9 protein-coding genes and 1 pseudogene are annotated in these 5463 nt (G+C 52.6%); 5 read left to right on the forward strand and 5 right to left on the reverse strand.

The window, feature by feature from the left end:
• Positions 1-69: 69 nt before the first annotated feature.
• Together ACERJA_RS20030 and ACERJA_RS20035 are read right to left on the reverse strand one after the other, a co-directional pair.
• A complete protein-coding gene (locus ACERJA_RS20030) occupies positions 70-348 on the reverse strand; it encodes a hypothetical protein (RefSeq protein ID WP_373609968.1) in 279 nt (92 codons plus the stop codon).
• Between the two features lie 426 nt (positions 349-774).
• Positions 775-1026 carry a hypothetical protein gene (locus ACERJA_RS20035; RefSeq protein WP_373609969.1) on the reverse strand — a complete coding sequence of 84 codons (252 nt, stop codon included), beginning with the start codon at positions 1024-1026 and terminating at the stop codon, positions 775-777.
• Positions 1027-1304: 278 nt separating this feature from the next.
• On the opposite strand from ACERJA_RS20035, the gene ACERJA_RS20040 reads away from it, so the two are divergent.
• Positions 1305-1526, forward strand: coding sequence for an antitoxin VapB family protein (locus tag ACERJA_RS20040; protein ID WP_006067173.1), 222 nt, complete (start codon positions 1305-1307; stop codon positions 1524-1526).
• Between the two features lie 117 nt (positions 1527-1643).
• Positions 1644-1856, forward strand: coding sequence for a hypothetical protein (locus ACERJA_RS20045; RefSeq protein ID WP_373609975.1), 213 nt, complete (start codon positions 1644-1646; stop codon positions 1854-1856).
• Between the two features lie 423 nt (positions 1857-2279).
• On the opposite strand, the gene ACERJA_RS20050 is transcribed toward ACERJA_RS20045, so the two are convergent.
• Both ACERJA_RS20050 and ACERJA_RS20055 read right to left on the reverse strand, forming a co-directional pair.
• Positions 2280-2978, reverse strand: a complete 699-nt coding sequence (locus ACERJA_RS20050) for a plastocyanin/azurin family copper-binding protein (RefSeq protein WP_373609970.1) — start codon at positions 2976-2978, stop codon at positions 2280-2282.
• A gap of 6 nt (positions 2979-2984) precedes the next feature.
• Complete coding sequence (locus ACERJA_RS20055; RefSeq protein WP_373609971.1) at positions 2985-3215, reverse strand: SHOCT domain-containing protein; 231 nt, start codon at positions 3213-3215, stop codon at positions 2985-2987.
• Between the two features lie 322 nt (positions 3216-3537).
• On the opposite strand from ACERJA_RS20055, the gene ACERJA_RS20060 reads away from it, so the two are divergent.
• The 3 genes from ACERJA_RS20060 to ACERJA_RS20070 all read left to right on the forward strand — a co-directional run bounded on the left by ACERJA_RS20060 (position 3538) and on the right by ACERJA_RS20070 (position 4782).
• Positions 3538-3885, forward strand: coding sequence for an ArsR/SmtB family transcription factor (locus ACERJA_RS20060; protein WP_373609972.1), 348 nt, complete (start codon positions 3538-3540; stop codon positions 3883-3885).
• 2 nt (positions 3886-3887) lie between these two features.
• Positions 3888-4196 carry a hypothetical protein gene (locus ACERJA_RS20065; protein ID WP_373609973.1) on the forward strand — a complete coding sequence of 103 codons (309 nt, stop codon included), beginning with the start codon at positions 3888-3890 and terminating at the stop codon, positions 4194-4196.
• Positions 4197-4365: 169 nt separating this feature from the next.
• Entirely contained in the window at positions 4366-4782 is a 417-nt protein-coding gene (locus tag ACERJA_RS20070) for a DUF302 domain-containing protein (RefSeq protein WP_373609974.1), read from the forward strand.
• 344 nt (positions 4783-5126) lie between these two features.
• On the opposite strand, the pseudogene ACERJA_RS20075 reads toward ACERJA_RS20070, so the two are convergent.
• Positions 5127-5463 (reverse strand): annotated as a pseudogene (locus tag ACERJA_RS20075) (site-specific integrase); the annotation flags it as partial.

Consider the following 5463-nt stretch of genomic DNA (forward strand, 5'->3'; position numbering starts at 1 on the left):
GCTTCACCGTTCTTCAATGGGGTGCCTGTCTCTGGTCGGTGGACTACTTCGAGTGACTGACTCGCAGGATCACTGAGTGGCGTCTGGCTCGCGATATCGAAAATAGAGTGCGACAGCGATGGCCCACACGCCGACGATAACGGTAATTCCCATCGTTGCGGCGACTTCCTGTTCGGAAAATCCGACCACGGTCAACGCCGGTGAGAGTGTCCATATTCCGATAAAAAAGACGAACAGTGCAACGATAACAACGGCAAATGGCACTAATCGTGCAAGGATGCTCAAGAACAGAAGTGTGATAACATAAATGATATTTAATAACGGGTGTTTCCATTTTGACCCAGTCATAACAGCTACCACAGTCTTTGAAAGGAATAAATACGCTGATAATACTACCGAATACAAGCTCGATGAGTACGATGACGACTCCTGTCCCGAGCGCGAGCGGGAGATTGTACAGGCATTTCGCGAACTTCGAGATGGCTGGGCCGAGATTGCACGGGGAGCCGGGGGCGCGATGGAATTAGAGCTCGATCTGCAGCGAGATGTGCAGATGCTGTGAGAAATGAAGCAGGGGCACGAGCACTGAATTCGAGAATCCGATGACGAAAGCGAATTCGAAAGAGTGCACAGGAATCGAGGCGCGTGTACGATGAGTGGGTCTGGGAGTTCGAGCGCGACCCCTCGCACTCTATCCAGGAGTATCATATCTCGGATCCAACTGCGCTCGCTGCCGAGTCCCTCGAAGACGACGACTAGTGACCTCGATCGCGATCACCGAAGCGAGCCAACCGGTGTCTCGTTCTCGTCCTCGTCTTCGTCTTCGCTCTCATCGTCTGAATCACGAAACTGGAAATAGAGAGCGATTGCGACGATCCAGATGCCGACGAGAACGGTAATACCCATCGTTGCGGCGATTTCCTGCTCCGAAAATCCAGCGAGAGAAAGAACTGGATCCAATAATAAAATTCCGATAAAAAAGACGATCATTGCAACGGCCACGACAGCGAGCGGAAGAAGTCGCACAAGAAATCCGATAACAACACGTGCAAGAATATAAATAAAAAGTAATATTAAATACTTGATTAAATGATAGACTTGTATCAATGCGTATATAGGATACGTATATTCATGATCTTCTGCACAAGTCCGTTCAGGAGATTTCATATCAAATATGTCACTAACAATGCGCAATAAACATCCTGGTTGTAGAACTAACACTCTAACCTGTCTCGGCCAGTCAGCTGCATTGGAGTGGATCTGCAGTATGCTTGTTACACTATACTGTGTATGTGTACATGTACATGGGAACGAAAACGATTAGCATCAAAGACGATGCGTACGAACGGCTGAAGCGGCACAAGCGGGACAATGAGAGCTTTAGTGACGTCGTTATGCGATTGACGCAGGGCGAGAAAGACCCGATGGAAGCCGCCGGGAAATACCCTGGACTCGGTGACAAACGCGACGAGTTCCGCGATCGATTCGACCGCGACTCGAGAGGACGCCGTGATCTTAGACAGTAGCGCCCTCGTTGACCTCCTTGACCCCGAAACCGACCACCACGACGATATCCGGTCGTATATCGAAGATCGGCCGACACAACCCTGGTTCTCGCCGACCAACTCGACTGGATTAACCCCCTGGAATTTACAGAAACAGCCGCTCGAGAGGCGGCGGTGATCGACGCTGAACTCATGGCTAAAGGGGATCCGATCAACATGATGGATGTCCTGATTGCAGGTGTCGCTCGTAACGTCGATATGCCGCTACTTGCTCGAGACGGCGATTTCGAGAAGGTCGCTGAGCTTAACGTCGAGTATTACGCCGCCACCGACTGCGAACCGACTGACTGAATTGGGAGCACGCCTCTGGAGGGATGAGTAGATAGTTGATGACACCCCCGAGTAGGATTCTGGCGGAGATTGTGTCCTAGTCTGAAAAGGGTACTTAATTCTGAATTAATTCATAGGTCACTTCACTCTCGGTCGCGCTAAGGTGATACTCCCGATCCGGATCGCCGTATTGTGGGTCTGGAAATTCATGTTCGTCCGGCGATGTCTCGCCTTCAGGAGAGGTATCGAAACATCCAGCGATCAGGGTCCCACCTGCTATAGCACCGGATTTGAGTACGTCACGTCGGTTGATCGTGTAATTAGGTGACTTTGTCATTAAGGCTCTAATTTTGGTATTTCGTGGTCTGTCCCTCTGTTCAGTAGCCGTACGGTCTGCACACGTAAAGTATTGTCCGAGGGAAGCAATACTGTTGTCGGCTGTGGTCAGTGTTCCTGTAGGGCCTCCCGAGTCTGGTCGTTAAACTGTTCCAGTTCGTGGCGCGCAGCCTCGGGAAGTTCGCCGGAAGGAGGCCGTAACGCTGGTTGTTCATCTGAATCGAGATCAGGATCGCCGACGATTACGCGGCCGACCATCCCCGTGGATTCATGGGTCTGATGCCCACCGTGGTGGCCGCCTCCCCGGTGACCGTGTCCGGTGATCGTACAGGTGTAGTCGTAGACGCCCTCCTCTTCGAAGGTCATCTCGAACGTTTCACCTGCCGTGTCGTAGACGTCACTCGCCCATGGGTTGGTACCATCTGGAATTCGACGGTCAGTGGCTGATGGGAGGACGGCGGCGTTCCCAGGATGGTAGGCGACCGTGTCGTGAACGCCGCTGTCAAGCATCCACGTCACCGTTCCACCCGGTTCAACGTGAACGGCGTGTGGGACGAAGTGATGAGCATCGTCGTCCGATTCCATCGTCACTTCGATATGGTCTTCCGGATGGCCGAGCGTGTGTTCGACGTCGTGGTCGTGGTCACCGTCCGAGTCATCTTGGGTTGCGCTTGTTTCAGCTCCGTCAGCATTTCCGTTATTTGTGAGCTGATCAGTACCGCTGTCTACACATCCAGCTAGACCAGCGGTAATTGTACTGCCGGTGAGTGCGAGCGTGCGCCGTCGAGTGAGTGTGTGGTCGGACATCCGGATTCACCTCGTCTCGCGCAGCGTGCGGCGACGTTCTTCGAACTCTTCCTCGTTGATTTCTCCGCGTGCGTAGCGTTCGCGGAGTTCTGCGAGCGCTCGGTCGGGCTGTTCGCCGCCCCGAGGCTGGTCGCTCCCACTGACTGCGGAGACGGCGAGGACGATGAGTCCAACGAGTAACAGCAGCCAGAGGAAGCCCCAACCGCCGAACATCCCCCAGCCCCAGCCATCGTTCATCATTCCACCGTATCCATTCGTTCTCTGCTGTGCAGCAACGCTCCCGGTAGCAATAATGAGGAGTATCACTCCTGCGAGGAGGGAGTTACGTCCGATCTGGCCGACCGATTTGAATAATTGCATCATGGTTCGATCACAGTAGAGAGTACGATCTTGTATAGTATAATCACTATTGCACAATCCGTGGGTCGCCGTTTGTGGGAAAGATATATATGATGAGAGATTCGCCAGAAGTACTCATCCTCAGTTCACGTCGCAGAGTACCCGGTGGAGCACTCTGAATGACACCGTTTTTCACAGTGGGTGCAGTTCGTGCTATCACATGGGTGAGCCAGAGTCCGAACAGGTGCTCGATCTGTTGGCTGACGACTATGCACGTGAGATTCTGGCTTACTTGAGTAAACAGCCGATGTTGGTCGAGGAACTCGGAGAGAAATGTGAGGGATCCAAATCGACGATTTACGACCGGGTCGATCAACTCCAGGCAGTCGGACTGGTGAGTGAGAATCTCCAGATCGATCCATACGGACATCATCGGAAGCAATACGAAACGATACTCAACGCCGTCCTCGTCACGTTCGACGACGGACAGTACGAAGTCCAATTAGAGATTGAAGAAGACACCCCAGATCGATTCGCCAAAATGTGGAGGAGCATTCGGGGTGAATAAGCATGCATACAGAACTCATCATCGCCAAACTCGTCGTTGTAGTGCTCGGATTCCTGATCGCTTTGCAAGCCTATCGGAGCTATCGTCGGGGGAACGGGCAACCGATGCTGTACGTTGCGATCGGATTCGTGTTCATCAGTCTGGGATCTGTCATCGAAGGGATCCTGTTCGAGTTAGAAGTGATGTCAATTTATCAGGCGGGTGCTATCCAAACAGGAATCGTCGCAATTGGGATGCTATTTGTATTATACTCGCTATACGGAGGGTCGATGCGATACAAAATCGTTCTTGGAGAAGGGGATAGGAAATAGTCACATATGATTATTTGGCTCTGTTAAAATCCGAAACAATTCAATCTTCGAACTCTTCAAAAATGTTCTATTTGCGGAACTCTTCTTGGATCCTCGCTGCCGATGAGTCAAAGATATGTACAAAGATTCACGCCAACATCATTAAGCCCCTTCCAGTAGCGTGTGCGATATGGGATACACTATACAAAAGTCGGTGGCTGGTGACTTCGGCGAAGTCGTTGATACAACGATTGCTGTGCTTGAAGACGAGGGATTCGGCGTACTCTGCGACATCGACGTCCAAGCGACGCTCAAGGAGAAACTCGGAGAGGAATTCCAGCAGTACAGAATTCTCGGTGCGTGCAACCCAGCACTCGCACGCGAGGGATTGACTGAAGAAATCGAACTCGGCGCACTTCTCCCGTGTAACGTCATCGTCTACGAAACTGACGAGGGAACCGTCGTCGTGAGTGCAGTTGATCCCCACCAACTCGTCGGTATCGCCGACAACGAGGCGCTCGACTCTATCGCAACCGAGGTTCACGATCGATTCGAGCGAACCCTTTCGACCGTCAATGACGAATTCGAATCCGCATCGGAGGCTTGATGGGATACGGTGGAATGATGGGCTGGAACGGGACTACCAGTGGTTGGTGGCCACTCGTCGGAATGTTCGTTCCGCTCGTCTTTCTTCTCGTCCTGCTCGGCGGTGGATATCTTATCCTTCAGCGTGGCACGGCAAATCCTCCGGTCACTCACGATGTTCTCAAGACCGTCCGTTTTCAAAAAGGAGTTATCGTCCCGCGTCGGATTGAGTGAAGACTTGGCGTCGATGGACACGCGTGTGCGTTTTTGGTGAGTAGCGCTTCACAGTCATCGATTTCTCGATCATGCGGTTTCTCGGGTGCACTAACACTAGCTGAAACCCCGAAAGATTGTGGACGTCTTCCGTCAGAGATCGTCCAGATACTCTCTCCGCTGTTCCATTTTCTCCTCTTCCGATCGAGAATCGTAGTGCATCTCCAGTACCGTCTCAGAGACGTTTGCCCGATCTCCGACAGCCTTCATCGGCCAATTTTCCGAGAGAGCGTGTGTGATGCCGCCCCGTCGGAGGGCATGCGGACTCACAGAGGAGGGACACTCTGAAGCGCCGTCGTAGTCAGCCGCTGAACACTCCTCGATCTCGCGCCCATGCGGACACTCTCTTGTCAGGACACATGGGCGAGTATACCGATAGCAGTCGCCGCGAAGGGTCGTTGTATGAGCGCGTCCTTCGGGCGTTGTCACG

The organism is Natronorubrum sp. A-ect3, assembly GCF_041821125.1.
In the GTDB taxonomy this organism is placed as follows: domain Archaea; phylum Halobacteriota; class Halobacteria; order Halobacteriales; family Natrialbaceae; genus Natronorubrum; species Natronorubrum bangense.